Origin of the sequence: Streptomyces sp. NPDC090077 (assembly GCF_044747545.1) — a bacterium.
Classification (GTDB): domain Bacteria; phylum Actinomycetota; class Actinomycetes; order Streptomycetales; family Streptomycetaceae; genus Streptomyces.
Window position 1 is genome coordinate 37,133 of sequence record NZ_JBIVEG010000002.1, and the last position, 25,151, is coordinate 62,283.

21 protein-coding genes and 3 pseudogenes are annotated in these 25,151 nt (G+C 74.0%); 12 read left to right on the top strand and 12 right to left on the bottom strand.

Going from position 1 to position 25,151, the window contains the following annotated elements:
- Positions 1-16: 16 nt before the first annotated feature.
- Positions 17-1,006 carry an alpha/beta fold hydrolase gene (locus tag ACIPW5_RS04320; protein WP_401240178.1) on the bottom strand — a complete coding sequence of 330 codons (990 nt, stop codon included), beginning with the start codon at positions 1,004-1,006 and terminating at the stop codon, positions 17-19.
- A 163-nt stretch (positions 1,007-1,169) separates the two neighbouring features.
- On the opposite strand from ACIPW5_RS04320, the gene ACIPW5_RS04325 reads away from it, so the two are divergent.
- Entirely contained in the window at positions 1,170-1,754 is a 585-nt protein-coding gene (locus ACIPW5_RS04325) for a helix-turn-helix domain-containing protein (protein ID WP_401241403.1), read from the top strand.
- Between the two features lie 132 nt (positions 1,755-1,886).
- On the opposite strand, the gene ACIPW5_RS04330 is transcribed toward ACIPW5_RS04325, so the two are convergent.
- Genes ACIPW5_RS04330 through ACIPW5_RS04340 form a run of 3 tightly spaced genes read right to left on the bottom strand, consistent with a single transcriptional unit; the run spans position 1,887 to position 4,139 of the window.
- Positions 1,887-2,384, bottom strand: coding sequence for a hypothetical protein (locus tag ACIPW5_RS04330; RefSeq protein WP_401240181.1), 498 nt, complete (start codon positions 2,382-2,384; stop codon positions 1,887-1,889).
- Positions 2,385-2,433: 49 nt separating this feature from the next.
- The gene (locus ACIPW5_RS04335; RefSeq protein ID WP_401240182.1) at positions 2,434-3,315 is read right to left on the bottom strand and encodes an alpha/beta fold hydrolase; all 882 of its coding nucleotides are present in this window, start codon (positions 3,313-3,315) and stop codon (positions 2,434-2,436) included.
- Complete coding sequence (locus ACIPW5_RS04340; RefSeq protein ID WP_401240185.1) at positions 3,312-4,139, bottom strand: class I SAM-dependent methyltransferase; 828 nt, start codon at positions 4,137-4,139, stop codon at positions 3,312-3,314. The genes ACIPW5_RS04335 and ACIPW5_RS04340 overlap by 4 nt, the downstream gene beginning before the upstream one ends.
- A gap of 249 nt (positions 4,140-4,388) precedes the next feature.
- Between ACIPW5_RS04340 and ACIPW5_RS04345 the strand changes: the two genes are divergently transcribed.
- Both ACIPW5_RS04345 and ACIPW5_RS04350 read left to right on the top strand, forming a co-directional pair.
- On the top strand, positions 4,389-5,450 hold the full coding sequence (locus tag ACIPW5_RS04345; RefSeq protein WP_401240187.1) for an ATP-binding protein: 1,062 nt from the start codon (positions 4,389-4,391) through the stop codon (positions 5,448-5,450).
- Positions 5,447-7,279 carry a hypothetical protein gene (locus tag ACIPW5_RS04350; RefSeq protein ID WP_401240190.1) on the top strand — a complete coding sequence of 611 codons (1,833 nt, stop codon included), beginning with the start codon at positions 5,447-5,449 and terminating at the stop codon, positions 7,277-7,279. The genes ACIPW5_RS04345 and ACIPW5_RS04350 overlap by 4 nt, the downstream gene beginning before the upstream one ends.
- A 39-nt stretch (positions 7,280-7,318) precedes the next feature.
- On the opposite strand, the gene ACIPW5_RS04355 is transcribed toward ACIPW5_RS04350, so the two are convergent.
- A complete protein-coding gene (locus ACIPW5_RS04355) occupies positions 7,319-7,852 on the bottom strand; it encodes a GNAT family N-acetyltransferase (RefSeq protein WP_401240193.1) in 534 nt (177 codons plus the stop codon).
- A gap of 283 nt (positions 7,853-8,135) precedes the next feature.
- On the opposite strand from ACIPW5_RS04355, the pseudogene ACIPW5_RS04360 reads away from it, so the two are divergent.
- From ACIPW5_RS04360 to ACIPW5_RS04370, 3 genes and pseudogenes are all read left to right on the top strand, one after another.
- Positions 8,136-8,675, top strand: a pseudogene (locus ACIPW5_RS04360) (carbohydrate binding domain-containing protein); the annotation flags it as partial.
- Positions 8,676-8,858: 183 nt separating this feature from the next.
- Positions 8,859-9,818: pseudogene (locus tag ACIPW5_RS04365) on the top strand (chitinase); the annotation flags it as partial.
- A 128-nt stretch (positions 9,819-9,946) separates the two neighbouring features.
- The gene (locus ACIPW5_RS04370) at positions 9,947-11,122 is read left to right on the top strand and encodes a spore photoproduct lyase family protein (RefSeq protein WP_401240195.1); all 1,176 of its coding nucleotides are present in this window, start codon (positions 9,947-9,949) and stop codon (positions 11,120-11,122) included.
- An 11-nt stretch (positions 11,123-11,133) separates the two neighbouring features.
- Here the strand turns inward: ACIPW5_RS04370 and ACIPW5_RS04375 are convergent, their stop codons facing one another.
- On the bottom strand, positions 11,134-11,856 hold the full coding sequence (locus tag ACIPW5_RS04375) for an SDR family oxidoreductase (RefSeq protein WP_401240197.1): 723 nt from the start codon (positions 11,854-11,856) through the stop codon (positions 11,134-11,136).
- A gap of 131 nt (positions 11,857-11,987) precedes the next feature.
- A complete protein-coding gene (locus ACIPW5_RS04380; RefSeq protein ID WP_401240200.1) occupies positions 11,988-15,188 on the bottom strand; it encodes a BTAD domain-containing putative transcriptional regulator in 3,201 nt (1,066 codons plus the stop codon).
- A 122-nt stretch (positions 15,189-15,310) separates the two neighbouring features.
- Here ACIPW5_RS04380 and ACIPW5_RS04385 point away from each other — a divergent pair, with 122 nt between their 5' ends.
- Genes ACIPW5_RS04385 through ACIPW5_RS04395 form a run of 3 tightly spaced genes read left to right on the top strand, consistent with a single transcriptional unit; the run spans position 15,311 to position 18,339 of the window.
- The gene (locus ACIPW5_RS04385) at positions 15,311-16,081 is read left to right on the top strand and encodes an SDR family oxidoreductase (RefSeq protein ID WP_401240202.1); all 771 of its coding nucleotides are present in this window, start codon (positions 15,311-15,313) and stop codon (positions 16,079-16,081) included.
- Positions 16,082-16,126: 45 nt separating this feature from the next.
- Positions 16,127-16,765, top strand: a complete 639-nt coding sequence (locus ACIPW5_RS04390) for an NAD(P)H oxidoreductase (RefSeq protein ID WP_401240204.1) — start codon at positions 16,127-16,129, stop codon at positions 16,763-16,765.
- A complete protein-coding gene (locus tag ACIPW5_RS04395) occupies positions 16,762-18,339 on the top strand; it encodes an MFS transporter (protein ID WP_401240206.1) in 1,578 nt (525 codons plus the stop codon). The genes ACIPW5_RS04390 and ACIPW5_RS04395 overlap by 4 nt, the downstream gene beginning before the upstream one ends.
- 75 nt (positions 18,340-18,414) lie before the next feature.
- Here ACIPW5_RS04395 and ACIPW5_RS04400 read toward each other — a convergent pair.
- Both ACIPW5_RS04400 and ACIPW5_RS04405 read right to left on the bottom strand, forming a co-directional pair.
- Positions 18,415-18,621, bottom strand: a pseudogene (locus ACIPW5_RS04400) (IS5/IS1182 family transposase); the annotation flags it as partial.
- Between the two features lie 8 nt (positions 18,622-18,629).
- Entirely contained in the window at positions 18,630-19,019 is a 390-nt protein-coding gene (locus ACIPW5_RS04405) for a RidA family protein (RefSeq protein ID WP_401240209.1), read from the bottom strand.
- Between the two features lie 72 nt (positions 19,020-19,091).
- Between ACIPW5_RS04405 and ACIPW5_RS04410 the strand changes: the two genes are divergently transcribed.
- Complete coding sequence (locus ACIPW5_RS04410) at positions 19,092-20,000, top strand: LysR family transcriptional regulator (RefSeq protein ID WP_401241406.1); 909 nt, start codon at positions 19,092-19,094, stop codon at positions 19,998-20,000.
- 14 nt (positions 20,001-20,014) lie between these two features.
- On the opposite strand, the gene ACIPW5_RS04415 is transcribed toward ACIPW5_RS04410, so the two are convergent.
- Together ACIPW5_RS04415 and ACIPW5_RS04420 are read right to left on the bottom strand one after the other, a co-directional pair.
- The gene (locus ACIPW5_RS04415) at positions 20,015-22,219 is read right to left on the bottom strand and encodes a SpoIIE family protein phosphatase (protein ID WP_401240212.1); all 2,205 of its coding nucleotides are present in this window, start codon (positions 22,217-22,219) and stop codon (positions 20,015-20,017) included.
- Positions 22,220-22,471: 252 nt separating this feature from the next.
- On the bottom strand, positions 22,472-23,284 hold the full coding sequence (locus ACIPW5_RS04420) for a peptidoglycan recognition family protein (RefSeq protein ID WP_401240213.1): 813 nt from the start codon (positions 23,282-23,284) through the stop codon (positions 22,472-22,474).
- A 266-nt stretch (positions 23,285-23,550) separates the two neighbouring features.
- Between ACIPW5_RS04420 and ACIPW5_RS04425 the strand changes: the two genes are divergently transcribed.
- Both ACIPW5_RS04425 and ACIPW5_RS04430 read left to right on the top strand, forming a co-directional pair.
- Entirely contained in the window at positions 23,551-23,757 is a 207-nt protein-coding gene (locus tag ACIPW5_RS04425; RefSeq protein WP_401240216.1) for a hypothetical protein, read from the top strand.
- 31 nt (positions 23,758-23,788) lie between these two features.
- Positions 23,789-24,292, top strand: a complete 504-nt coding sequence (locus ACIPW5_RS04430) for a hypothetical protein (protein ID WP_401240218.1) — start codon at positions 23,789-23,791, stop codon at positions 24,290-24,292.
- On the opposite strand, the gene ACIPW5_RS04435 is transcribed toward ACIPW5_RS04430, so the two are convergent.
- Positions 24,274-25,053 carry a phytanoyl-CoA dioxygenase family protein gene (locus ACIPW5_RS04435; RefSeq protein WP_401241408.1) on the bottom strand — a complete coding sequence of 260 codons (780 nt, stop codon included), beginning with the start codon at positions 25,051-25,053 and terminating at the stop codon, positions 24,274-24,276. The two genes, ACIPW5_RS04430 and ACIPW5_RS04435, sit on opposite strands and share 19 nt — an antisense overlap.
- Positions 25,054-25,151 lie beyond the last annotated feature (98 nt).

Sequence of the window (25,151 nt, forward strand, 5' to 3'; positions counted from 1 at the left end):
GCCGGCGGCCTCCGGCTCAGCCCGGGAGGGAGTCGAGCCAGGCGGTCAGCAGGCGGTTGACCTCCTCGGGGCGCTCCTGCTGGATCCAGTGCCCGCAGCCGTCGAGGATGTGGGTGGAGGCCAGGGCGGGGAGCGTGGCCGGGTGGGCGGCGATCGCGTCGGCCATCCAGGTGGTGGAAGCGTCCAGGGCTCCGCCGATGAACAGGGACGGCTGCTCGATCGGGGCTCCGCCGTACGGGGCGAGGTCCTCCCAGTCGCGGTCCATGCTGCGGTAGCGGTTGAGGGGCCCGGTCATGCCGGTGCGCTCGAACTCCCCGGCGTACACGTCGAGGTCGTCCTCGGTCAGCCAGGCGGGCAGCTTGCCGCTGGGAAAACGGTCGCGCAGCCTGCCGCCGGCGCGGGCGACGAAGTGCGGGTCGGGCTCGCCCCGGGCGGGCATGGTGTCGGCGGACATGGCCGCGTAGAAGCCTGCGAGCCAGCCCCGGATGTCGGGCTCCATCTCCGCTTCGGCCCGGCCGGGCTCCTGGAAGTAGGAGACGTAGAACTCCTGGTCGCCGCCCATCTGCCGGAAGACGTCGGTGGGGCGGGGGCCGCCGGGCGGCGTGTAGGGGACGCTCAGCAGTCCGACGGCGCGGAACACCTCGGGGTGGAGCAGGGCGGAGGCCGCCGCGATGCCGGAGCCCCAGTCGTGTCCGACGACCACCGCCCTCTCCTCGCCCAGGGCGCGCACCAGGGCGACGTTGTCCTCCACCAGGTCGAGCATCCGGTAGGCGTCCGTCGCGTCGGGCTTGGAGGAGCGGCCGTAGCCGCGTACGTCGAGCGCCGCGGCCCGGTAGCCCGCCGCCGCGAGGGCCGGGAGCTGGCGGCGCCAGGAGTACCAGGACTCGGGGAATCCGTGGACGAGCAGGACCAGCGGTCCGGTGCCCTGTTCGACCAGGTGCAGGCGCCCGGCGGGTGCCTCGACGGTGCGGTGGCGCAGGTCTGCGGACGGCGCGGGCTGGTGCATTTCTGCTCCTCTGTTCAGGGGCGGCCGCGGTTGCCCGCTGATCATGTGGTGCGGCGTCCGTGGGGCGCGAGCGGTCTTGCCATCCTGGCAAACTGGCCAGGATGGGCGGTGAAGGCGGCACGGACGGAGGGAGCGGGCGACGGTGACGGTGGCGGACGACTCCATGGCCGACACGATGGCGGCCATGGGGCCCCGGCTGCGGACCGCGCGCGAGCGGCACGGCGCCACGCTCACCGGCGTCAGCCGCGCGACCGGCATCTCGCCGAGCACGCTGTCGCGGATCGAGACCGGCAGGCGCAAGCCGACCCTGGAGGTGCTGCTGCAGCTCGCGAAGGCGTACGGCGTCTCCCTGGACGAGCTGGCCGGCACCGCACCCGCCGCGGCGGCCGGACGGCGCACACCGGTGCCGCAGCCTTCGGGCGACGGCAAGGCCGTGCTGCCGCTGACCCGGTACGTGGGGGGCCTGCACGCCCACAAGCACGTCCTGCCCGCCGTCGACGCGCCGCCGGCGCGACCGCGGCAGGTCGCCCATGAAGGGTACGAATGGCTGTGCGTCCTGTACGGGCGGCTGTGGCTGGCGCTCGGCGACCAGGACCTCCTGCTGGGCGCCGGGGAGGTGGCCGAGTTCGACACCCACACCCCCCACGGGGTCGCGAACGCCGGACCCGGCGGACCGGTCGAGTACCTGATCATGTTCGGGCCGCAGGGGGAGCGTCTGCGGTGGCGCACCCCGGTTCCCGGCCGCTGAGCCCGATGGCGCGGGTCGCAGCGAGCCGCTTCGGCGGCACCGCCCGCAGGCGGCCATTCGGGATCCTGCCGCGGGTTCGCCCCTGGGCCCCGACCGGCCCGCCGGGGTCGGTCGAGGGCCGTGGGCGGTGGATCACCAGACCGTGCCGAAGAACCGCGTCCACCAACTGGGCTGGGCCGAGAAGTGCTCCAGCCTGCTGGGACCGTCGTAGTCGCTCTCCAGGAGTTCTTCGGGGACGCTGACGTAGCCGAGGTCGGCCAGTGCCCGTTCCACGGTGGCGAGGTCGCCGAGGTCAAGCGCCCCTTCCTCGTGGGCCTCGTCCGTGCCGAGGAAGGCCCCCGGGTTGTCGGCGCAGACCTCGGCGAGGGAGCCGAACTTGCTCACGCAGACCACGATCCGCGTCCCGCAGACCGTCGCGTCCGCGGGTATGTGGACGCGCCCGTACTCGCTGGAGTCCCCGGTGTCCCGCTGGGACTCGCACGAGGCACCGAAGTCCGCTTCGAGTCGGCGCACCAGGCCGTTGAACGTGAGGCCGGTCGCCTCCCGGTCGTAGTGGAGCGGCCGTTCCAGCCGCTCCGGGTCGTCGAGCTCGCGCAGCAGGGCCAGCAGTTCCGTCTCGTTCTTCGCCATCCGCACATCCTGCCCGGCGGGCGGGAGCGGCGAGACGGGGCCGTCCGGTTCACGCCGTGTCTGCCGCTGCCGGTGGAGGGGGCAGGAGGGTCAGGACCTCGCGGACGACGACTTCGGGTTCGGTCAGGGGGACGTAGTGGCCGGATCCGGCTGCCGTGACGTGTCTGCCGTTCGGGGACTGGCCGGCGCGGTGGGCGTGGGAGGTGTTCGCCTTGGCGCGCAGGGTGGTGTTCATGCCGTCTCCGGGGAGGGCGCCGGAGATGACGGTGACCGGGATGTCGCCCGTGTCCGGGGGTGCGTCGCGCCAGGCGGCCAGTTCGTCGAGGTAGGTGCGGGCCTGGTGGCGCTGGGTGCGCAGGACCGTGGTCGTGAAGCCTTCGCGGGACGTGTCCCGGCGGGCTTCGTCGGGGAGGCGGGCGAGGTGGCTGCGGAACAGCGGGCGGAGGAGGCCGAGGGCGGCGAGGGCGGTGCCGAGGAGGAGGGCCGTGCGTTCCGTCCGGCGGAAGCGGCGGGTGAAGAGTACGTCGGCGGCTTCGTCGGTGGGGTCCACCAGGACCAGGCCAGCGATGCGTTCGGGGCGGCGTGCGGCGGCGAGCCGGACCAGGGGGCCTCCCGCGCTGTGTCCGACGAGGACGAAGGGGCCGGGGCCGAAGTGGTCGAGGAGGGCGCCGAGGTCGTCGGCCATGTGGGTCAGGGTGCGGTCGGCCGGGTCGGGGGCGCTGCGCCCGAGGCCGGAGCGGTCGTAGGCGACGGCCCTGGCGTGGGGGGCGACGGCCGGCTGGACCAGGGCCCAGGAGGAGCGACCGGCTCCGGCTCCGGCCTCGAAGACGACGGTGGGGCCGTCCGGTCGTGGTCCGGGCAGGACCGTGGCGAAGAGCCGCCGGCCGTCTGGGAGCGGTACCCATTCGAGGGTGCGGGCCGGGGTGGTCATCGGGGTGCCTCCAGGTCGAAGAGGTTCATCCGGTAGGCGTTGACGAGGGGCGGGAGCAGGCGTGCCAGCAGGGGCATGCCGTGGCGGTGGCGGCGCGGCCAGGTCCGGGCCACTTCCGGCTGCGGGGTCGCGAAGGTCCTGCTCTCGCGCAGTCTCAGCCCCCAGTCCTCCAGGGATTTGGGGTCGTCGCAGGTCCAGGTCATGCGGGCGTCGACGGCCTTGAACACCGGGTTGCGGTCCTGGTTGCGCATCATGGCGGCGCCGGCGGTGTCGAAGCTGAGGGCGGCTCGGGGGAAGCGGTCCGCCAGGGAGCGGACGACGGAGCGGACCCGTGCGTCGTCGAAGTAGAGGAGGACGGCCTCGCTGACGAAGAGGTACGGGCCGCCGGTCTCGGCGATCCGGTCGAACCAGTCGGTGTCCAGGACCGAGGCCGCGAGGGTCGTGGTCCGTGGTCCGGCGTCGGGCAGGAGCCGTTGCCGGAGCTCCACCGTGTCCGGCAGGTCGAGGTCGAACCAGCGCGCCCGCCCGTTGTCGAGGCGGTGCGAACGGGTGCCGAGTCCGGCACCGAGTTCGACGACCGTGCCGTCGGGGTGTTCGGTGAGGAAGCGGCGCACCCATCCGTCGAAGATCGCGCTGCGCAGTACGGAGCCGCCGAGCGAGGGGCCGCGGAACTTCGCGAAGTCGTAGTCGATGCGCTCGACCATCCTCGCCGCCTCGGTGTCGCCCAGGACCGGGCGGCGGGCCCGGGCGTCGAGGGCGCGCCCGTAGAGGGGGATGAGCAGGGTTTCCTGCACGGTGCCCAGCCGCACGTTCTCCTTGGTCATGCGATCACCACCATGAGAGTTAGATTAGGTTAGGTTTACCTAAGTTGCCGGTCGCCCAGGTTAGTGCGGATGGTGGTGGGACTTCAACTCCCTTCGTTCTGCCGGGCCGTGGGGTGGGCGGTGCGGGGCCGGGGGTGCCGGGCCGGGGGTGCGTTCGCGGCCCGCGGGGAAAACCGGATGCCGGGCGGTGTCCGGTGTGGCCACACTGGCCGGACACATACCGCCCCGCCCCGAAGGACCTCCGCGCCCGTGCAGGCTGCCGTCACCGTCACTCCCGCCCAGATCCCCGAACTGCTGCTCGGCCTCGCCACCGTGCGGCCCGTCTTCCTCTGGGGGGCGCCCGGCATCGGGAAGTCCTCGCTCGTCAGGAAGTTCGCCGACTCGCTGGGCCTGGAGTGCGTGAGCCTCCTCGGCACGCAGCTCGCCCCCGAGGACCTGATCGGCGTGCCCCAGATCCGCGACGGCCGCTCGGTGTTCTGCCCGCCCGAGGCCATCGCCCGCGACGAGCCGTACTGCCTGTTCCTCGACGAGCTCAACGCCGCCGGCCCGGACGTCCAGAAGGCGTTCTACTCCCTGATCCTCGACCGCCGGATCGGCTCCTACGAACTGCCCGCGGGCTCCATCGTCATCGGCGCGGGCAACCGGGCCACGGACAACGCCCTCGCGCGGCCCATCGCCTCCGCCCTGGTCAACCGCCTCACCCACGTCCACCTCCAGGCGTCCGCGCAGGACTGGCTGGTGTGGGCCGGGGAGCACGGGATCCACCCGTGGGTCACCGACTACCTCACCGAGCGCCCCGACCACCTGTGGTCGCAGCCGCCCAAGACCGAGGAGCCCTTCTCCACCCCGCGCTCCTGGCACATGCTCTCCGACGCCCTGCACTCCTTCGGCGCGGAGCTGGACGAGCAGACCCTCAAGGTGGTGGCGCACGGCACCCTCACCCCGGCGCACGCCGTCTCCTTCTGCGGCTACGCGAAGATCGTCCGGCACACCTTCGGGATCGAGGCCATCCTGAAGGGCGACGCCTCCTGGCCCGCCCGGGTCCAGGACCGCGACCTGCTCTACTACCTCGCGGACGCCTTCCGGGGCCGCCTGCTCAAGGAGCTGCCCGCGCAGAAGGAGCACGTCTCGCCCGCCCTGCGGCAGCACGCGTACCGCTTCAAGTCGCTGCTCGTCCAGCTCGCCGAGATCTCCGTCGAGGTCGCCCAGACCGTCATCGCCGACGACGCCGACGGTCTGCCCGTGCTGCCCGGGTGGTTCCTGATCGAGGCCGCCCGCGACATGCCCCGGCTGGTCGAGGCGCGCCGGTGAGCCGGAGCGGAAGGGCCCGGTCGAAGGCCGCCGCCCAGGCCGCCGGCAAGCCCGACCCGGCCACCCAGGCCTTCGCCGAGGGCCTGGCCCTGGTCAAGCAGAACCCGGCCCTCGGCGCCCTCGACGGGAAGGTCTGCCGCGAAACCGGATGCCCGCAGGCCCCGGACGGGGGCCTGGCCGCCGTCACCTCCAACGGCGTCGTACACGTCCACCCCACCCGGCGGGCCGAACCCCGCGCGTGGGCCTGGACGATCGCGCACGCCCTGCTGCACCTCGGCTTCGGCCACGTCCCGGCCTCCGGGGACGAGGACCGGGCCCAGCCGGACGCCTTCGATCTGGCCGCCCGCTGCGTGGTCGTCAACCGCTTCCTGCTGACCTTCCCCATCGGCCGCGCCCCCGACCACCTGCCGGCCGAGTACCCGGGCGGCGACGAGGAGGAACTCGCCGCCCGCTGGCGCCGCGACGGCATCCCGCCCGCCTACGAGCACTGCGGCACCGCCGGGCGCGGCCCCGACCAGGTCCTGACCCCCTGGCGGGCCTGGAACGGCGCCGCCGTCCCCGACTGGCAGACCGCCTTCGCCGCGGCCCTGACCCGCAGCGTCTCCGCAGCCATGGACGTGGCCGGCGGCCGTCGCGACCGGACCACCGGGGAGCGGGTGCGGCAGCGCCCCTGGGACCGGGCCCTGAACTGGTTCGTGTCCTCGTACTCGCTGCTCGGCGGGCTCGCCGCCGGCCTGACCGTCGTCGCCGACGCCGAACTGGCCCGTGCCCAGGACATCGCGGTCGCCGCCGTCAGCGCCACCGCCGGCGAGATCTACGTCAATCCGCTGCGCTCCTTCGAGGACGAGGAGTGGCGGTTCATCCTGGCCCACGAGATGCTGCACGCCGCCCTGCGCCACGGTGAGCGCCGCGGCGGCCGCGACCCGTACCTGCACAACGTCGCGGCGGACTTCGTCGTGAACGACTGGCTGGTGGAGATGCGGATCGGCAGCATGCCCGAGGGGCTGCTGCACGACCCGGCGCTGCGCGGGCTCTCGGTCGAGGAGGTGTACGACCGGATCGCGGCCGACCTGCGCCGGATGCGGCGGCTGGCCACCCTGCGCGGCAAGGGCGCCGGGGACATCCTGGGCGAGCCCCTGGCGCACGGCGCGGGGCGTCCGTACGCGGATCTCGACGAGTTCTACCGGCGGGGTCTGGTCCAGGGCTTCGACCTGCACGTCCAGGGCGGGCGGGGCCTGCTGCCGGCGGGACTCGTCCAGGAGATCCGGGCCCTGGCCCACCCGCCGGTGCCGTGGGACGCCCGGCTCGCCCGCTGGTTCGACGCGTACGTGCCGAGGCCGCAGGCCGTACGGTCCTACGCGCGTCCGGCGCGCCGCCAGGCCTCGACGCCGGACATCCCGCGGGCGGGACGGTACTTCCCGCCCGAGGAGGCCGCCCGCTGCACCTTCGGGGTGGTGCTCGACACCTCCGGTTCGATGAACGCGGCGCTGCTCGGCAAGGCGCTGGGCGCGATCGCCTCGTACGCGGAGGCCCGGGACGTGCCGGCGGCGCGGGTGGTGTTCTGCGACGCGGCCGCGTACGACGCGGGCTACCTCCCGCCGGCCGAGATCGCGGGCCGGGTGCGGGTCCGCGGCCGGGGCGGCACGGAGCTCCAGCCGGGCGTCGACCTGCTCCAGCGCGCCGAGGACTTCCCGCCGGCGGCGCCGCTGCTGGTGATCACCGACGGCTGGTGCGACACCCTGCGCATCCGCCGGGAGCACGCCTATCTGCTCCCCGAGGGCGCCGGTCTCCCGTTCACGCCGAGGGGGCCGGTCTTCCGGCTGGCCTGAGCGGCTGCTCCTGAGCCGCACGGCCGGACGTCGGGCGCGTCAGAGCCGTCTCGTGGTGAACAGGGTGGTCCCGTGCACCGCGTCGACTTCCTTCCGATCGGTCTCCGTGAACCCGACCTTGGCCAGCACTCTGCGAGAAGCGGTGTTCCAGTCCCAGACGGTGGCCCACAGGCGTTCGTACCCGGACGCTCGCGCCCAGTCCAGAACCGCCGACGAGGCCTCGGTCGCGTATCCCTGACGCCACGTTCGGCGCAGCAGCTCGAATGCCAGTTCCGGTTCCCCTGCCGGCCCTCGCCCGCTGTCGACCAGTCCGCAATAGCCGATGACGTCACGGGACGCCTTCCGCTCGACCGCCAGCAACCCGGTCGACCACACCGTGTGGGTGCGGATCGAATCCTCGAGCTCCGCGACCGTGGGATGTCCGTCCGCGTCGATGCGGCGGTGCGGCGGCACTCGTGGATCACGTTCGGTCCACAGTTCCCGCTGGACGACCGCCTCGTCCACCCGCCAAGGCCTGAGCAGCAGCCGACTCGTCTCGAGCAGGACCTCGCTGTGCGGCGCGCCAACCGTCATGACGGCAACCCTCTCACGGGCGAACGAGCCGTCGTACCGCGGGGCACGGCGCCGATCGCAGACGCTCGGTACGCGGGGAGCCCGTCACGCCCGCGGACCGGACACCAGGGCCGCTCACGTTATTGGTCCAGACCTATTGACCGGCGCTCCCGGCGCTCCTACGATCCGGACCGGCACAGCCCCACCTGTCCCCACCTCACCCGGAGCCGGGCGCCGCGCCCCCCACCGGCCTGGCATGGCCATGGCTACTTTCTGCGGCGTTCCGGCGGGAAGGGAGCACCGCATGTTCCGTCGCACACCGCGCACCCCCCGTCCGCCGTCGCCGGATCCCGGCCGGGGGCACGCCCCCGGCCGCGCAGTCCGGCGGCCGGCCGCCGGGCGGCGGTTCCTCGCCGGGGTCAGTGCCGCCGCCGTCGTCGCCGCGGGCCTGGCGGTGGCCGGGGCCGTCACGGCGGGCGCCGCCACCGCGGACGACGCCGTCGACAACCTGGTGGCCAACCCCGGCTTCGAGAACGGGCTCTCCGGCTGGACCTGTTCGGGCGGCTCCGGGACGGCCGTCGGCTCCCCGGTCCGCTCCGGCAGCTCCGCGCTCAGGGCCGCGCCCACCGGCCAGGACACCGCCCAGTGCTCCCAGACCGTCAGCGTCCGGCCCAACTCCTCGTACACGCTGAGCGCCTACGTGCAGGGCAGTTACGTCTACCTCGGCGCCACCGGGACCGGGATCACCGGCACCCCGTCGACCTGGACGCCGAACAGCCCCTCGTACGGGACGCTCAGCGTCGGGTTCACCACCGGGCCGTCCACCACCTCGGTGACGGTCTACCTGCACGGCTGGTACGGCCAGCCCGCCTACCACGCCGACGACGTCTCCCTCATCGGCCCCGGCGGCACCACACCGCCCCCGACGACGCCGCCCCCCACCACCCCGCCGCCCACGACCCCGCCCCCGACCACTCCCCCGCCGACGACTCCCCCGCCGACCACCCCGCCGACCACCCCGCCGCCCGGCGAGACCTGCCCGACGAAGCCCAGGCCCTCGGGCAAGGTGCTCCAGGGGTACTGGGAGAACTGGGACGGCGCCGCGAACGGGGTCCACCCCGGCATGGGCTGGATCCCCATCACGGACAGCCGGATCGCCGCGCACGGCTACAACGTCATCAACGCGGCCTTCCCGGTCATCCTCTCCGACGGCACCGTCCTGTGGCAGGACGGCATGGACAGCGGCGTCAAGGTCGCCACCCCCGCCGAGATGTGCCGGGCCAAGGACGCCGGGGCGACCATCCTCATGTCCATCGGCGGCGCCGCCGCCGGGATCGACCTGAGCTCCAGTGCCGTGGCCGACCGCTTCGTGGCGACGGTCGTCCCGATCCTCAAGAAGTACAACTTCGACGGGATCGACATCGACATCGAGACCGGCCTGTCCGGGAGCGGCAACATCAACACGCTGTCCGCCTCCCAGGCCAACCTGATCCGCATCATCGACGGGGTACTGGCCCAGATGCCCGCCGGCTTCGGGCTGACCATGGCGCCCGAGACCGCGTACGTCACCGGCGGGAGCGTCACCTACGGGTCGATCTGGGGCTCCTACCTGCCGATCATCAAGAAGTACGCCGACAACGGGCGCCTGTGGTGGCTGAACATGCAGTACTACAACGGCAGCATGTACGGCTGCTCCGGTGACTCGTACCAGGCCGGCACCGTGCAGGGCTTCACCGCCCAGACCACCTGCCTGAACAACGGCCTCGTCATCCAGGGCACCACGATCAAGGTCCCGTACGACAAGCAGGTGCCCGGCCTGCCCGCCCAGCCGGGCGCCGGCGGGGGGCACATGGCGCCGGGCCTGGTGTCCCAGTCGTGGAACGCCTTCGGGGGTTCACTCAAGGGACTGATGACCTGGTCGGTCAACTGGGACGGCTCGAAGGGCTGGGGCTTCGGCGACAACGTCAGGTCCCTCCAGGGCCGCTGAGGCCGACGGGGCCGGGACCCGGGCCCGGCCCCGCCCGGCGGGGACTACGGTGGTGCGCTGCCGGCAGCCGCCGGGCGGACACCGGAGCGCGGACCCGGTCGTCGGGTTCGAGATCCGGGAGGGCACGCGTGGACCGGTCCCGCCGCAGGCCCTCCGCCGACGACGGCGGCGCCGACGCGCTGTTCGGGCTGGAGGAGCTGCGGCCGGGGCCGCCCGTGGGGCCCTCCTTCCGCGACTCCCCCGCCGCCCGCCGGCTGCTCTGCGTACGGGAGATCCACGCCGAGCCCGCGGCCGCGGCCTCGCCGCGCGGGCGGGAGGTCCTGGCCCGCTTCCCCGACGCCCGGATCGTCGACGTGGACTCGCACTGGCGGATCCCGGAGCTGCACGGCAACGAGGGCAACGCCGAACGCTGGGTGCGCGTCAAGAGCGAGGTCCTCGTCCTGGGCGAGAAGAAGACCCTCGTCACGCGGCCCAACGGACGGTCGGCGGACTGGATCGCCCCCGGCGCGTCGAACGGCTGCGCGATGGCGTGCGCGTACTGCTACGTACCGCGCCGCAAGGGCTACGCCAATCCGATCACCGTCTTCACCAACATCGGGCAGATCATCGCCCACCTCGGCCGGCACGTCGCCCGGCAGGGGCCGAAGGCGGAGCCGAACCAGTGCGATCCGGCCGCCTGGGTCTACGACATCGGCGAGAACGGCGACTGCTCGGTGGACGCCCTCGTCAGCGACAACACGGCCGACCTGGTGCGGGCGTTCGCGTCCTGGCCCACGGCCAAGGCCTCCTTCGCTACGAAGTTCGTCAACCCCGATCTGCTGCTGCTCGACCCGCGCGGCCGTACCCGGGTGCGCTTCTCGGTGATGCCGCCCCGGGACTCCCGGCTGCTGGACCTGCGGACCAGCCCGGTGGAGCAGCGCATCGCGGCGGCCGCCGACTTCGTGGAGGCGGGGTACGAGGTGCACTTCAACCTGTCGCCCGTGGTGATCCGGCCCGGCTGGGAGGAGGACTGGGCCCACCTGCTGCGGCAGATGGACGACGTCCTGCCGCGCGCCGTGAAGGACCAGGCGGCGGCCGAGGTCATCATGCTGACGCACAACGAGGCGCTGCACGAGCTGAACCTCACCTGGCACCCCCGGGCCGAAGAGGTGCTGTGGCGGCCCGGTCTCCAGCAGCCCAAGCTCTCGGAGAACGGCGCCCGCAACGTCCGCTACCGCAACGGCGTCAAGGCCGGGGCCGTCGATGCCGTCCGCAGCCTCGTGGCGGCGCACGCTCCCTGGCTGCGGATCCGCTACGCCTTCTGACGGGCCGGCGGTCACGCCTCCTGGCCGGTGCCGGCCAGGACGATCTCGCGGATGGTGACGTTCTGCGGCTGGGCGTACGCCCAGCCGATCGCCTCCGCCACCACCCGGGGGTCGAGGGCGCCGCCCGCGGACTCCTTCCACGCCTGGTAGTCCCGCTTGATCTGCTCGTCGCTGGTGTGCGAGAGGAGCTCGGTCTCCACGGCGCCGGGTGCGATGACGATCACCCGTACGCCGCTCGCGGCGACCTCCTCGCGCAGGTTCTCCGACATGGCGTGCACGGCGAACTTGGTGCCCACGTAGGCCGCGTGGTTCGGGAAGGTCTTGCGTCCGGCGACGGAGCTGATGTTGACGACCGTGCCGGTGCCCCGGGCGAGCATGCCGGGCAGGACCGCCCGGATGCCGTTGAGGACGCCCTTCACGTTCACGTCGATCATCCGGTCCCACTCGTCCGGCTCCTGGTCCCCGATCCGGCCCAGCAGCATCGCCCCGGCGTTGTTGACGACGGCGTCCACCGGCCCGTACGCCTCCTCGGCCTCGCGGACCGCGCTCGCGACGGCCTCCCGGTCGGTGACGTCGACCTTGCGGCACAGGGTGCGCGGCAGGCCCAGCTCCTCCAGCTTCTCCAGCCGGCGGGCCAGCAGGAGCAGGGGGTGCCCCCGGTCGGACAGGAGGCGGGCGGTGGCCGCCCCGATGCCGGAACCGGCGCCGGTGATGACGATCAGGGGCTTGGACAAGACGGTCTCCTCGGAGCGGGAAGCGACGCTGGGCCGCATCCAGCGAAGCACCGCCGGGGGCATCCCGCGCGTTCACGGCCGTGGCGGGGCGCCGCTCGCGCACGGACCGGCCCCCGGCCTTCGGCCGCCGCTCAGCTGCGGTCCGGCCCCCGGCCCCCCGCAGGCACCGAGCCCGCCGACGCAGCGTGTGCCGCCTGCAGGGTGAGGCGTGCGCCGCGGGTGAAGGCCGCCGTGAAGGCCGGCTCCCCCAGGGCCGCCGTCGCCGCGGCCGTGGCCCGGTCGACGTCGGGGCGTTCCGCCGGGGGCAGCGGGGCGCCCGAGGCGGCCCGGGCGGCCGTGGCCGCGCCCAGGAGGAGGGCCGTCGCGGCGGGGCGGCCGGCCAGGGCGTGCGCGGCCGCCAGGCCCTCCAGGGCGAGGGCGACGGCGCGCGGGTCGCCGGTCGCGGACGCGGTGGCGTAGCCCTCCTCGTGGAGGGCGAGCGCCGCCTCCGGCTCGCCCCGCAGCTCCGCCAGGAAGCCCAGCTCCGCCAGCATCAGCGCGTTCGCGCCGTCGAGCCCGACCTGCCGGTGCCAGTGCAGCACCGTGCGCATCCGGGTCTCGGCCTCGTCCAGGAGCCCCTCGCGGCGCGCGCCGAGCGCGAGTCCGACCTCCGCGTTGATCTCGCCCGCGCGGAAGCCGAGTCCGGCGGCGCGGCGGCGGGAGCGTTCGTGGTGCTCGCGCGCCCCGGCGAGGTCCCCCGTCAGCAGGGCGGTGCGCCCGAGTCCGGACAGCAGGTCCGCCGCCTGGGTGTGCAGGCCGAAGGCTTCCGCGGTGTCCAGGCCGGCCTGCCAACGGCGGGCCGCGCGCCGGTGGTCTCCGTGGATCTCGGCGACCGCCGCCAGCGGGTACACCGACCACAGCTGCCCGCACGCGTCGCCGAGCTCCCCGAACAGTGCGGCGCTCCGCTCCGCGTCGCCCTCCGCCCCCGCGAGGTCGCCGCGCAGCAGCCGCTGCACCGACCGGTCGGCGAGCGCGGCGGCCTCGCCCCACGGGTCGCCGAGTTCCCGGAAGCCGTGCAGCGACGCCGCGGTGAGCTGCTCGCCGGCAAGGAAGTCCCCGGTCCCGCACAGCGCGTGCGACAGGAACCACCGCGCCCACGCGAGCAGTGCCGGGTCGCCCTCCTCCGCGCACCGGGCGAGGGCCTCCTCGAAGCGGGCCGTCCGGTCCGTGCCGTCGCCGGTGAGCACGGCGAGGCCCGCCCGCCAGACGCCGGCGCGGGCCCGCAGCGCGGGGTCGCCGCCGGGCAGGGCCAGGGCCGCCGTCACCGAGCGGAGCCCCTCGCCGAGCCGGCCGCGCAGGATCCAGTACCAGGCGAGCGCGTCGACGAGGCGGAGCGCTTCCTGCGCGTCGGCGGGCGTGCCGTGTGCGGCGGCGCCGTCCAGTGCCGCGCGCAGGTTCGCGCTCTCGGCGTCCAGCCGCGCCAGCCGGGCGCCCTGGTCCCGGCCGCGCAGCCCGGGGGCCGCGGCGACGGCCAGGGCGGTGTAGTGGGCGAGGTGCCGGCGGCGTACGGGTTCCAGCTCGCCGGCCTCCCGCATCCGTTCGGCGCAGTACGCGGACACGGATTCCAGCAGCCGGTAGCGCGGTCCGTCGGCGGCCACCACCAGCGACCGGTCCACCAGCCGTACCAGCAGGTCCAGTACGTCCTCGGCGTCGACCCCGTCCCCGGCGCACACCTCCTCCGCCGCCTCCAGCGTGCACCCCTCGGCGTGCACGGCGAGCCGTCGCAGCACCGTCCGTTCGGGCTCGCCCAGCAGCTCCCAGCTCCAGTCGATCATCGCGCGCAGGGTCTGCTGGCGGGCCGGGACGCCCCGCTGTCCGGCGCCGAGCAGCCGGAACCGGTCGTCCAGCCGCTCCAGCAGCCGGTGCACGCCGAGCGCCCGCACCCGGGTCGCGGCGAGTTCCAGGGCGAGCGGGATGCCGTCCAGGCGGCGGCAGACCGCCTCCACGGCGGCGGAGTTGGAGGCGTCGACGACGAAGCCGGGTGCGGCGGCCGCGGCCCGTGCGGCGAACAGCCCGACGGCGTCGTCCGGGGCGAGCGGCGGGACGGCCCACAGGGTCTCCCCGGCCAGTGCCAGCGGCTCCTGGCTGGTGGTCATGACGACGAGACCGGGCGCGGACCGCAGCAGCCGCTCCACCAGCGCCGCCGCCTCGTCGATCACGTGCTCGCAGTTGTCGAGGACGAGCAGCAGCCGCTTGGGGCCCAGCACCCGTGCGAGCCGCTCCGCCGCGTCGGGCACCGGTTCGCCCTCGGGCCGCAGGCCCCACGCGCCGTCGTCCCGCAGTTCCATCGCCGCCGCGACGACCTCGGCCGGGGCGCCGCCCGTACCGGCGAGTTCGACCAGCCATTCCCCGTCCGGGAAGGTGCCCTTCAGCTGCTCGGCGACGGCGAGCGCGAGCCGGGTCTTGCCGACGCCGCCGGGTCCGGTGAGCGTGACCAGGCGGCGGGTGGCGAGGAGCCCGCGTACGTCGACGACCTCGACCGCGCGGCCGATCAGGCCGGTGAGCGGGGTCGGGAGGTTCGTCCGCGGGTGCACGGGGGGACCGGCCAGCTCGGGGGCCTGCCGGAGCATCGCCGCGTGCAGGGCGGCCAGTTCGGGGCTCGGGTCGAGGCCGAGTTCGCCGGCGAGCCTGCTCCGCAGGTCCTCGTACCCGGCGAGCGCCTCGCTCTGCCGTCCGGACCGGTACAGCGCCCGCAGCTGGACGGCGCGCAGCCGCTCGCGCAGCGGGTGGCGCTCGACCAGGGCGGCCAGCTCGCCCACCAGCCGGGCGTGTTCGCCGCCGTCGAGCCGGGCCTCGGCCCGCTCCTCCAGGACGACGAGCCGGTCCTCTTCCAGCCGGGTCGCGGCGGCCCGAGTGAACGTTTCCTCGGCGAAGTCGGCGAACGCGGGCCCCCGCCACACCTCCAGCGCCTCGGTCAGCAGCGCGGCCCGTACGCGCGGATCCCCGGCGGTCTTCGCCCGCGCCGCCAGCTCCGCGAACCGGTCGGCGTCCAGCGCGCCCTGCCCGGCCTCCAGCTGGTAGCCCGGGGCGCGGGAGACGACCAGCCCGCGCCCGCCCGGCTCCGCCTCCTCCAGGACGCGGCGCAGCTGGGAGACCTTGGCCTGGAGGGCCTTGGCCGGGTTGCCGGGCGGTTCCTCGCCCCACAGGTCGTCGATCAGCCGGTGCGCGGCGACGGGCCGTCCGGGGGCGACGAGGAGCGAGGCGAGCAGGGCGCGCACCTTGAGCTCGGGGACCCGTACGGGCTGCCCGTCGTCGGTCCACACGGCCGTCTCGCCCAGCACCCCGAATCGCATGACGCCACGTTAGCCCGTGCCCCCCGGGCTGCCCGAACCGGACCCGAACCGGACCCGAACCGCCGCGCCGGATGGTGTTCCCCGTCCGAAGAGAACACCCCCGACACCGGGAGAAACACGCCATGAACAGCATCAACGCCCTCGACGCCAAGCTCGCCGGCCGCACCGCCCTCGTCACCGGCGCCAGCCGCGGCATCGGCCGGGCCATCGCCCAGCGCCTGGCCGCCGACGGCGCCCGGGTCGCCGTCCACTACGCCTCCAACGAGGGCGCCGCGAAGGAGACTGTCGCCGCGATCGAGGCGGCGGGCGGCAGCGCCTTCGCGATCCGCGCCGAACTGGGCGTGCCCGGGGACGCGGAGGCCCTGTGGCGGGCCTTCGACGAGCACGCGGACGGCGTCGACGTCCTCGTCAACAACGCGGGCATCGCCGGCCCCGGACTGATCCACGAGGTGTCCGAGGCCGACTACGACAAGGTCTTCGCGGTCAACGCCAAGGCGCCGTTCTTCATCATCAAGCAGGGCCTGGACCGGCTGCGCGACGGGGGCCGCATCATCAACGTCTCCTCCGGCGTCACCAAGGTCGCCTTCCCCGGCATGACCTCGTACGCCGCCTCGAAGGGCGCGGTCGAGGTCCTGACCCTCACCCTCGCGCAGACCCTCGGCTCCCGCGGCATCACGGTCAACGCGGTCTCCCCCGGCACGATCGAGACCGACATCCACCCGTGGCTGGCCGACCCGGCCGCCAGGGCGCACGCCGCGGGCTTCTCCGTCTTCGACCGGGTGGGGCAGCCGGCCGACGTGGCCGACGTGGTGGGCTTCCTCGCCTCGCCCGACGGGCGCTGGGTGACCGGCCAGAACATCGACGTCAGCGGCGGCTCCGGCCTCGGCATCTGAGGCCGAAGGACCTACGGAACATCCGGAATCCGAGGAGCAGACACGATGACGACAGCACGGCACACCCTCCTGGTCGTGGCCCACCCCCGGCCCGACTCGCTCACCGCCCAGGTGGCCGCCCATCTGCACACGCGCATCGAGGACGGCGGCGGGACGGCCGACGTGCTCGACCTCTACGCCGAGGGCTTCGACCCCCGGCTGACCCCGGCCGACGAGCCGGACTGGGAGGACCGGGAGAAGCGCTACTCCCCCGAGGTCCACGCCCACATGGACCGGATCGCGGCCGCCGACGAGATCGTCGTCGTCTTCCCGGTGTGGTGGTTCGCCCCGCCCGCCGTACTCAAGGGCTGGATCGACCGGGTGTGGAACTACGGCTTCGCGTACGGCCGCAGCAGGCCCCGCCTCGCCGGGAAGCGGATGCTCTGGCTCGGGCTGGCGGGCGGTACGCCGTCCTCGTACGGGGAGACCGGGCTCGGCGCGGCCATCGACGTCCAACTGCGCGTCGGGGTGTCGGAGTTCTGCGGGATCGAGGACGCGCGGGTACGGCTGCTGCACGGCACCGAGCTGTCCGGCATCCCGCACGCCCTGCGCCCCGACCACGTCCGGAAGGTGCTGGCGGAGGCCGGCGCCGCGCTCACCGCACTCACCGCACCCACCGCACTCACGGAAGGAGGAGACCGATGAGCGTCTCCACCACCGCACACTCCTCGCCGCGGACGCGGGGGACGGCCCGGCAGTGGCTCGGCCTCGCGGTCCTCCTCCTGCCCGTGACCCTGATGACCGCCGACCTGGGTGTGCTGTGGCTGGCCACCCCCTACCTCGCCGCCGATCTCCACCCCACCGGCGCCGAACTGCTGTGGACCACCGACATCTACGGCTTCCTCACCGCCGGCACCCTCGTCATCATGGGCACGCTCGGCGACCGCATCGGCCGCCGCAAGCTGCTGATGGCGGGCTCGGCCGGGTTCGTCGTGGCCTCGCTGCTCGCCGCGTACGCCCCGGACCCGGCCGTGCTGATCACGGCCCGCGCGCTGCTCGGGATCGCCGGCGCGGCCGTACTGCCCTCCACGCTCTCCCTGATCAGCCACATGTTCACCGACCCGCGCCGCCGGGCCACCGCGATCGCGATGTGGGTGACGGCGCTGTCCGTGGGCCTGGCCGTCGGCCCGGTCGTCGGCGGGGTGCTGCTGGCGCACTGGTGGTGGGGCTCGGTGTTCCTGATCGGCGTGCCGGTGATGCTGCTCGCGCTGCTGGCGGCGCCCGTGCTGCTCCCCGAGTACCGGGACCCGGAGCCCGGCCGGCTGGACCTGGTGAGCGTCGTGCTGTTCCTGCTGGCGGTCCTGCCGCTGGTGTACGGGGTCAAGTCCCTGGCCTCGGGCGCCCCCGGCTGGGAGCCGGGTGCGGCGTTCGCGGCGGGGGCGGCCTTCACCGCCCTCTTCGTACGCCGCCAGAACCGGCTGGCCACCCCGCTGCTGGACCTGCGGCTCTTCCGGGACCGTGCCTTCACCGGGGCGCTGCTGACCCTGCTGCTCGGCATGACCGCGCTCAACGGGGTGGAGTACCTGGTCCCGCAGTACCTCCAGGCGGTGGCCGGCCGGTCGCCGCTGGAGGCCGGGCTGTGGCTGCTGCCGGGTGCGGCGGGCCTGGTCCTGGGCTCCCAGCTGACGCCGGTGCTCGCCCGCCGGATCCGTCCCGCGTACGTCCTGATCGGCGGCATCCTGGTCTCGGTCGGCGGTTACGCGGCCATCGCCCTCGCGGAGGGCGTCGTGACCGCCTCCGCCGCCCTGACCGTGATCATGTTCGGTGCGGCTCCGATCAGCGTGCTCGGCACGGCCCTGGCGGTCGGCTCGGCACCCCCGCAGAAGGCGGGCGCGGCGGCGGCGACCGGCCAGACGGCGTACGACCTCGGCCTGGCCCTCGGCATCGCCGTCACCGGCAGCCTCGCGGTCGCGGTCTACCGGTCCGGGATCCCCGCCGACGCCCCCGCCGGGGCCCGCGACACCCTCGGCGCGGCCGTCGCGGCCGCCGAACGGCTCCCGGACGGGGCGGCGCTGCTGGAGACGGCTCGGGACGCCTTCACGACCGGGCTCCAGGTGGCATCGGCGGCCAGCGCGGTGGTCGCCCTGGTGACGGCGGTGCTGGTGGCGACGCTGCTGCGGCACATCCCGCCGGTGGGGGCCCCGTCCGGGGGGCCGACGGCCGGCGCCGAGCCGGTACCGGGCACACCGGCCGCACCGGGCACACCGGCCGCCCACTGAACCGTTGCCCGCAGGGGACCGCGTCCGTCGACGCGGTCCCCTGCGGTTCGTCATGGCTAGGGCTTGTCCGGCGGATCATGGGCGGAGCCATGAGCGGATCGTGGCGAGGGTGACGGTGCCATGAAGAACGTAGGCACGCTTGTCGTAACGCATGGCCACGGCCCGGAAGTTCTTGAGCGCGTTGATGGTGCGTTCGACCTCGTTGCGGCGCGAGCTGTACGCCTTGTCTCCGCTGAGATGGTCGGGGCGGGTACGAGGGCGGCCGGTGGTGAGCCGGACGACGTGGGCGGTTACGCGGTGATCCGCCGGGCGTACACCTCGATCTCGATCTTCATGCGGGAATCGGCGAGGCCACACATGAGCATGGTGGCGGCCGGCCGGACGTTCCCGAAGGCGCGACGCAGTACTGGCCAGCAGGGCTCGAAGTCCGCTCGGTCGGGCAGCAGATAGCGCACCCGCACCACGTCGGCGAAGGTGCACTTCGCTTCGGTCAGGGCAGCCTCGATGTTGCGCAGGCACTGCTCGGCCTGCTCCACGACATCGTCGGAAATCGTCATGGTGGTGTAGTCGAACCCGGTCGTCCCGGACACATGCACCCAGTCGCCGTCGACCACGGCACGGGCATAGCCGATCTGCTCCTCGAACGTCGAGCCGCTGAGGATGAAACGTCGCTCTGTCATGCGCCGAACGCTAAGTGACCAGCACTGATACGTCTAATACGTCGCAAGGCACGACCTGATATCTCTATGCGTATGGAGCGCCCTGAACTACCCCTTCCGCAGTTGTACGCCTTCGTCGTGCTCGCCGAGGAACTCCACTTCGGCCGCGCCGCCGCCCGCTTGGGCATTGCCCAGCCGCCGCTGAGCCAGCAGATCCGCCGCCTGGAGGACAAGGTCGGATACGCGCTCTTCAGCCGCGCACCCGGGCACATCGGCCTCACCCCAGCGGGCCGGGAACTCCTCCCTGCCGCCCGGCATGCCCTCACCGACCTCGCGGACGGCCTGACAGCCGCCCGAGAAGTCGGCAGCGGCAAGGCCGGCCGCCTGCGGATCGGCTTCGCCGCCTCCCTCGCCCTCACCGTCCTGCCCGGCCTGCTGCGAACCTTCCGGCAACATTTCCCCGCCGTGGACGTGGACATCCAGGAGATGACCACCGCGCCGCAACTGGCCGCTCTGCGCGAAGGAACGATCGACGTCGGCCTGTTGCGCGAGCCGCCTGCCCATGATGCGGACCTCGGGTTCGAGACCGTGCTGACCGAGCCGTTCGTGGCCGTCTTGCCCTCCTCGCATCCGCTCGCGGCACAACGAACCGTCCGAGTCGAGCAGCTGGCGGACTACCCCTTCGTGCTCCTGCCTCGCGTCGTCGGCCCGCCGTTGTACGACCAGATCACCAACTTGTGCATCACAGCAGGCTTCACACCCCAAGTGACCCAGCACGCCGTGGAATGGCAGACCGTCTGCGCCCTGGTGGAGACCGGCTTGGGCGTGTCACTGGCCCCGGAGAGCATCCGCCGCATCCGCCTCGAAGGCGTCGCTTTCCGCAAGATCCAGCCCGGCACCGCGCACACACGAGTCGCCGTCGCTTGGCGCAAGAATGATTCAAACCCTCTGGTCCCACGCCTCTTGGCGGCTCTCAACCAAGATCCGCCGGACGCACCCTAGCTAGTCATGGTCAGTCATGGTTCATCGTGGTTCGTCGTGGCCGGCTCGACGGCCATCTCCGCCCAGACCGTCTTCCCCTCGTCCGAGTAGCGCACCCCCCAGTTCTCCGCGAGGGAGGCGCAGATGTGCAGCCCCCGGCCGCCCTCGTCGACCGCCTTGGCGTGGCGCAGGTGCGGGGCGGTGGGTGCCTGGTCGTCGACCTCGCAGGTCAGGGTCCGTTCCCCTTTCACCAGACGCAGGACGACGGGCGGGGTTCCGTACCGGACGGCGTTGGTGACGAGCTCGCTGACGACGATCGACACGGCGAACCGGTCGACCGGGAGGCCCCACGCCTCCAGCTGTTCGTCCACCTTCCGGCGTGCCGCCCGTACGGCCGAGGGGTCGGGCTCCACGGGCCACCGTGCGAGCTCGTCCGGCGTCAGGTGCCGCGTCCGGGCGACGAGGAGGACGCGGTCGGCGTCCAGGAGCTCCTCCACGGCGTCGGCCATCTCTCCCGGGCTGCGTTCCGGGTGGGAGAGCGCGCCCAGGAGCCGCTCGGCCGGGGGTTCGGCGCCCCGGGAGGGCGGTGCGGACGCGAGGCAGACGGTGCTCGCTTCGGGCAGGCGGAACGTGGCGCTGGGGAAGGGCGGTCCCCCGCTGCCGAGCAGGGGTCCCTCGCCGACCGGGGCGGTGTCGACGGATCCGTCGGGGCGGACCACGGCGAAGAGCGACCTTCCCGCGCGGGCCACGTCGATCCGCCCGTCGACGGGGTCGTGGACGACGAAGGTGCAGCTCGCGGTCGGTGCGTCCACGCCGGGGATGTCCCGCTGCTCGCTCGCGAGCCGCCGGGTGGTGGCGTGCAGGCGGGCCAGCAGTTCGTGGGGGTCGAGGTCGAGCGTGGTGAGGCTGTGCACGGCGGTCCGCAGCCGGCTCATCGAGGCGACGGCGCTCAGGCCGGGCTGCTCGACCTGGCCCACGACGAGCGCGACCCGCGCCCCGGGCAGCGCGATCACGTCGAACCAGGATCCCCCGCCGCTGCCGCCGGGCCGGTGGCGCTGGGCGACCTCCACCGCCCGGTACGTCGGCTCCTCCTGGCGGAGGGTCCAGCCCTGCAGCGCGGTCATGATCACGTGCTCGCGCGTGAAGCGCAGGGCGTTCTCCAGGCAGTTCGCGGTGCGGCTGACGATGGCGTCGGCCGGGGCGAGGTCCTCGTCCGCGTAGGGTTCGGACCCGCCCGACCGCTGGAAGACGACCATGCCGAAGACCTGCCCGCGGACGGCCAGGGGCGTGATGAGCCGGTTCCCCTCCGGGTGGCCGACGGCCCCGCCCCGCCGCAGGACGGGACCGGTGGGCAGGTCCTCCCCGAAGAGACCGGGCAGCAGGACCGAGCCGACCGCGGGGACCGGCGGCCCGGCCCCTCCGACGGCCGCGCACCGCATGACGGGCGCCACGTCCCGGGGCCCCGGGTCGGGGAACCTGCCGCGCAGGACGGCGTCCGTGAGGGCGACGAAGGCGGAGTCGGCGAAGGCCGGAACGGCCACGTCGACCAGTTCCCGGGCCGTGCGCTCCACGTCCAGGCTGCTGCCGACCTCCGTGCGGGCCCGGTGCAGCAGCCGCAGCCGCGCCTGGGCCCGCTCCCGGTCCGTGACGTCCACGACGGTGGCGACGAGCCCGAGGGGGCGGCCCGCCGGATCCTGGAGCCGGTAGACGGAGGCCGAGAGGACCAGGTCGTGCGGCGGGCCGGCGGCGGAGTGCGCCCGTACCAGCACGTCGTGGGCCGGCCGCCCGGTGACGAGGACCTCCTGCAGCTTCTCCCCCACTCCGGGCGCGCCCAGCGCGGCGTACGCCTCGACGGCGGGACGTCCGAGGACGGGGTGCCGTGCGATGTCGCGCCCGCCGATCGTGACCGGGTTGACGCGGACCACCCGGAGGTCCCGGTCCACGACGTGGACCCCGACATCGGACTGGGTGAACACCGCGTCCAGAATGGCCGCGTCCAGCCCCTCGGGACCCTCGGCAACCGCCTGCCGGACCTCCCAGCGGACTTCGCCGGCGCCGTCGTCAGGGGCGGGCTCCAGCAGCCAGCACCGGTCCGCCCCGCCGTCGGCGAGCACCTCCGCCACGTCCCGCCCCTGCGCGCGCCCGGCCGAACGGCCGAACAGCCGCTCGGCCTCCTCGCTCCAGCCCGCCACCCGCCCGCGCCCGTCCGTGGTGAACAGCAGTGCGCGACGCTCCGACATGGACACCTGCCCGTGCTCTCTGTGTGCAGCCCGTCGCGTCGACTCTCGCACCGGCGACGGCTCCCTGCCACGGCTGCCGACCGCCGCTCACGCGCCCTCACCGCCGGCGGCGTCCCGCGTCCCGTGCAGCCCCGGTTCCGGGCAGGCCCTTGATGACTTCGCTCCGGCTTCGAGGACGCCGGCAACCGGCCCCGAGCCCTGGAGGAGGGCGGGCGCCCGTCGGCCTTTCTGTCTCCGGGGCCGGACGGGGCGTCAGTGGGAACCGATGCGGTCGAGGAGGTCCGGGGGGAGGTACTCCGTGAGGGAGCGGGCGGCGGCCTCCGGGTCGGCGGACCAGTCGAGGGGCAGGTTCACGGGCCAGCGCGGCTGCTCCACCGGCTGGGTGCTCCCCAGTCTCCGGGCCACGTCCTGGCGCAGCCGCGGCAGCATCGCGTAGAGCCGGTCGCCGGGGCAGGCGGTGCTGTTGAAGTCCCGGTGACCGTAGATCTCGGACGGGGAGACGTCGTACTGGCGGCAGACGTGGGCGCACAGGTCGGCGAGGGCGGAGAACTGGACCGCGGGGGGCTCCTGGGTCGTGTACGTGCCCTCGTTCTCGATGCCGATGGCCGCGCTGTTCTGGCCCACGCAGTGGGCGCCCCGCACCATCCGGTCCCCGGATCCGAGTGCAGCCAGGCTGTGGTGACGGCCCTCCAGGACGAAGGCGCCCCGGCTGACGGTGAAGTGCTGGCCGGTGTCGATCCAGCCCTGCACGTCCATGTGGTACGTCTGGATCGCCCGGGCCAGTGCGTGGGCCCGCTGCAGCGAGTAGTCGGTCACGTTGGGCGAGGCCGTGTGGTGCACGATGATCCGCTGGGGCCGCGAGTCGAGGACCACCACGTCCTCGGAGGGCTCGCGCGCAGTCCAGCCCTCGCAGCCCGTGATCTGGGGCACCGCCCGGGGCCGCCCGTAACCGGTGGCGGCGCGGGCCGCGCCCGAGGCGGCGGCGGGCAGGACGGTGGCGGCTCCGAGCGCGAGCGCGGCGGAGAACACGCTGCGGCGGGAGGGCCGCAAGGGGTGGGAGGTCATGGAGCCGCCTGTTCCGGTGGGGACGGGGTGGGCAACCCATCGAAGAGGAGCCCGCCGCCCGAGGCACACAGGCGCGCCGGGGGTTACTTCTTCGGAGCCGGTCCGGCGGCGGCAGCGGGTCGAGCAGGACGGTGGGCGTGGCGGCGCAGCAGCGGCCAGATCCGGCGACGGGGACGGGCTGGTGACGCACGGTCGGACGGGCCCCGTGAGGCGGGAGGTGCGGGCGTTCGGCGGGTGGTGGGGGCCGAGCGGCATCCGACGGGGCCGTGGCCTACACCCTGACGTTCCGGACGGACGTCAGCGACATCAACCCCGAGGTGCAGGAGGTCCGCAGCGTCCGCAGGACCACGGTGGTGCGGGTCGGCTCCGTGATCGCCGAGTTCCGGCTGGAGCCGTCCCCCTCGGTGGAAGGCATGGAGTTCCCGGCCGAAATGATGGCCCGTCAGGTACAGCGGCTGCGCGAACTGTCCTGACAGCCGGTCGGGCGGATGGTGTGATGGGGGGATGATCGGCTCTCAGGAAGGCCGCGAAGGCGACGAAGGCGACGAAGGCGAAAGCGAGGGGCCTCCGGAGCACCGGCGGTACGCCCGGTACCTGCGGGCCCTGGAGGGCGTCGGGGAGGCGGAGGAAGCCGAGCTGGTGGCTGCCGTCCTGCGGGACGAGGACGCGGTCATGGCGGAGAGTGCCGTGAACCGCCACCTCGAACGGCGGGCGGCCGAGCTGCTGACCGGGCCCCGGTTCCCCGCCTGGGCCGCGATGATGGCCCCGGTCATCGGTGACAGGGCGTTCCTCGCCCGCCGGCTGCGCGAATGGACCCTGCTCAGGTCCGTCGCGCTGGGCGAGCCGTGGACCGGTGAGGAACTGCTCGCCGCGTCGGACTGGTTCCAGCGCACGGCCGCCGCGGCCGAGGTGGTCACGTCGCCCGCCGCCCTCGGGCTGCTGGCCGAGCACGGACGCACCCGCCGCGTCCGCAACGCGGCGGGCCGCCGTCAGGGGCCGGTGCCGTAGCCCAGGCCGTGGCGGATCGCGGTCTCCACGGGGGAGTACGCGCCGTCGGCCCGCTCCAGTTCGTACGGCGCGGCCGGCAGCAGGGGCGGCTGGGCCATGAAGCGGGGCCGCCGCCCGTGGTGCGGCTGGGCCGCGTGGACCAGGAACGGGTGGCACAGGTAGACGTCCCCCGGTGAACCGGTGGCGAGGGCGAGCGGGCGGTGGGCTGACGCCGCGACGAGGTCCGGTGCGATGGCCAGGCCGCTCGCGCCCTCCTCCCCGTACGGCTCCAGCACCTTCGGGACGTCGAGGTGGGAGCCGACCCGGATCCGGGTCGGGGCGTCCTCCTCGCCGACCTCGCTGAACAGGAACAGCATCAGCAGGGCCCGGCCGCGGGAGCGGAGGTTGGTGAAGGGCCAGGTCTCGCCGTCCACCGCGTAGCTGCCCTCGATGTGCCAGCCCGCGTCGTCGGGCTCCTGCGGGTGCGGGAAGCGCAGCGGGAAGGTGCCCAGGGAGTAGCGCGGCTCCCAGCGCCCGGCGCCGGCCAGCAGGTCGTAGGCCCGGTGCAGGGCCGGGGAGTTGGGTGCGGCGGCGAACGGTCCCTGCGCCATCCCGCCGACCCAGTGGACGGGCCGCGTCCACGTCCGCGGGTCGTCCGGGTCGCAGCCCGTCTCCCGCCACAGCAAGCGTGCGCAGCTCTCGGCCACGCGGGGTGCGACCGCGCCCTCCAGCTTGACGAAGCCGTCGCGGAGGAAGCGGGAGGTCAGGGTCATGTCGTCCAGGGCCGGGGCCGGGGCAGGGGCCGGGTCGGTGTGCGGGTTCATGGGTTGATCGTGCTGCGTGGGCGGTCCCCGTCACCCGACATCTGCCGCACCGCTTC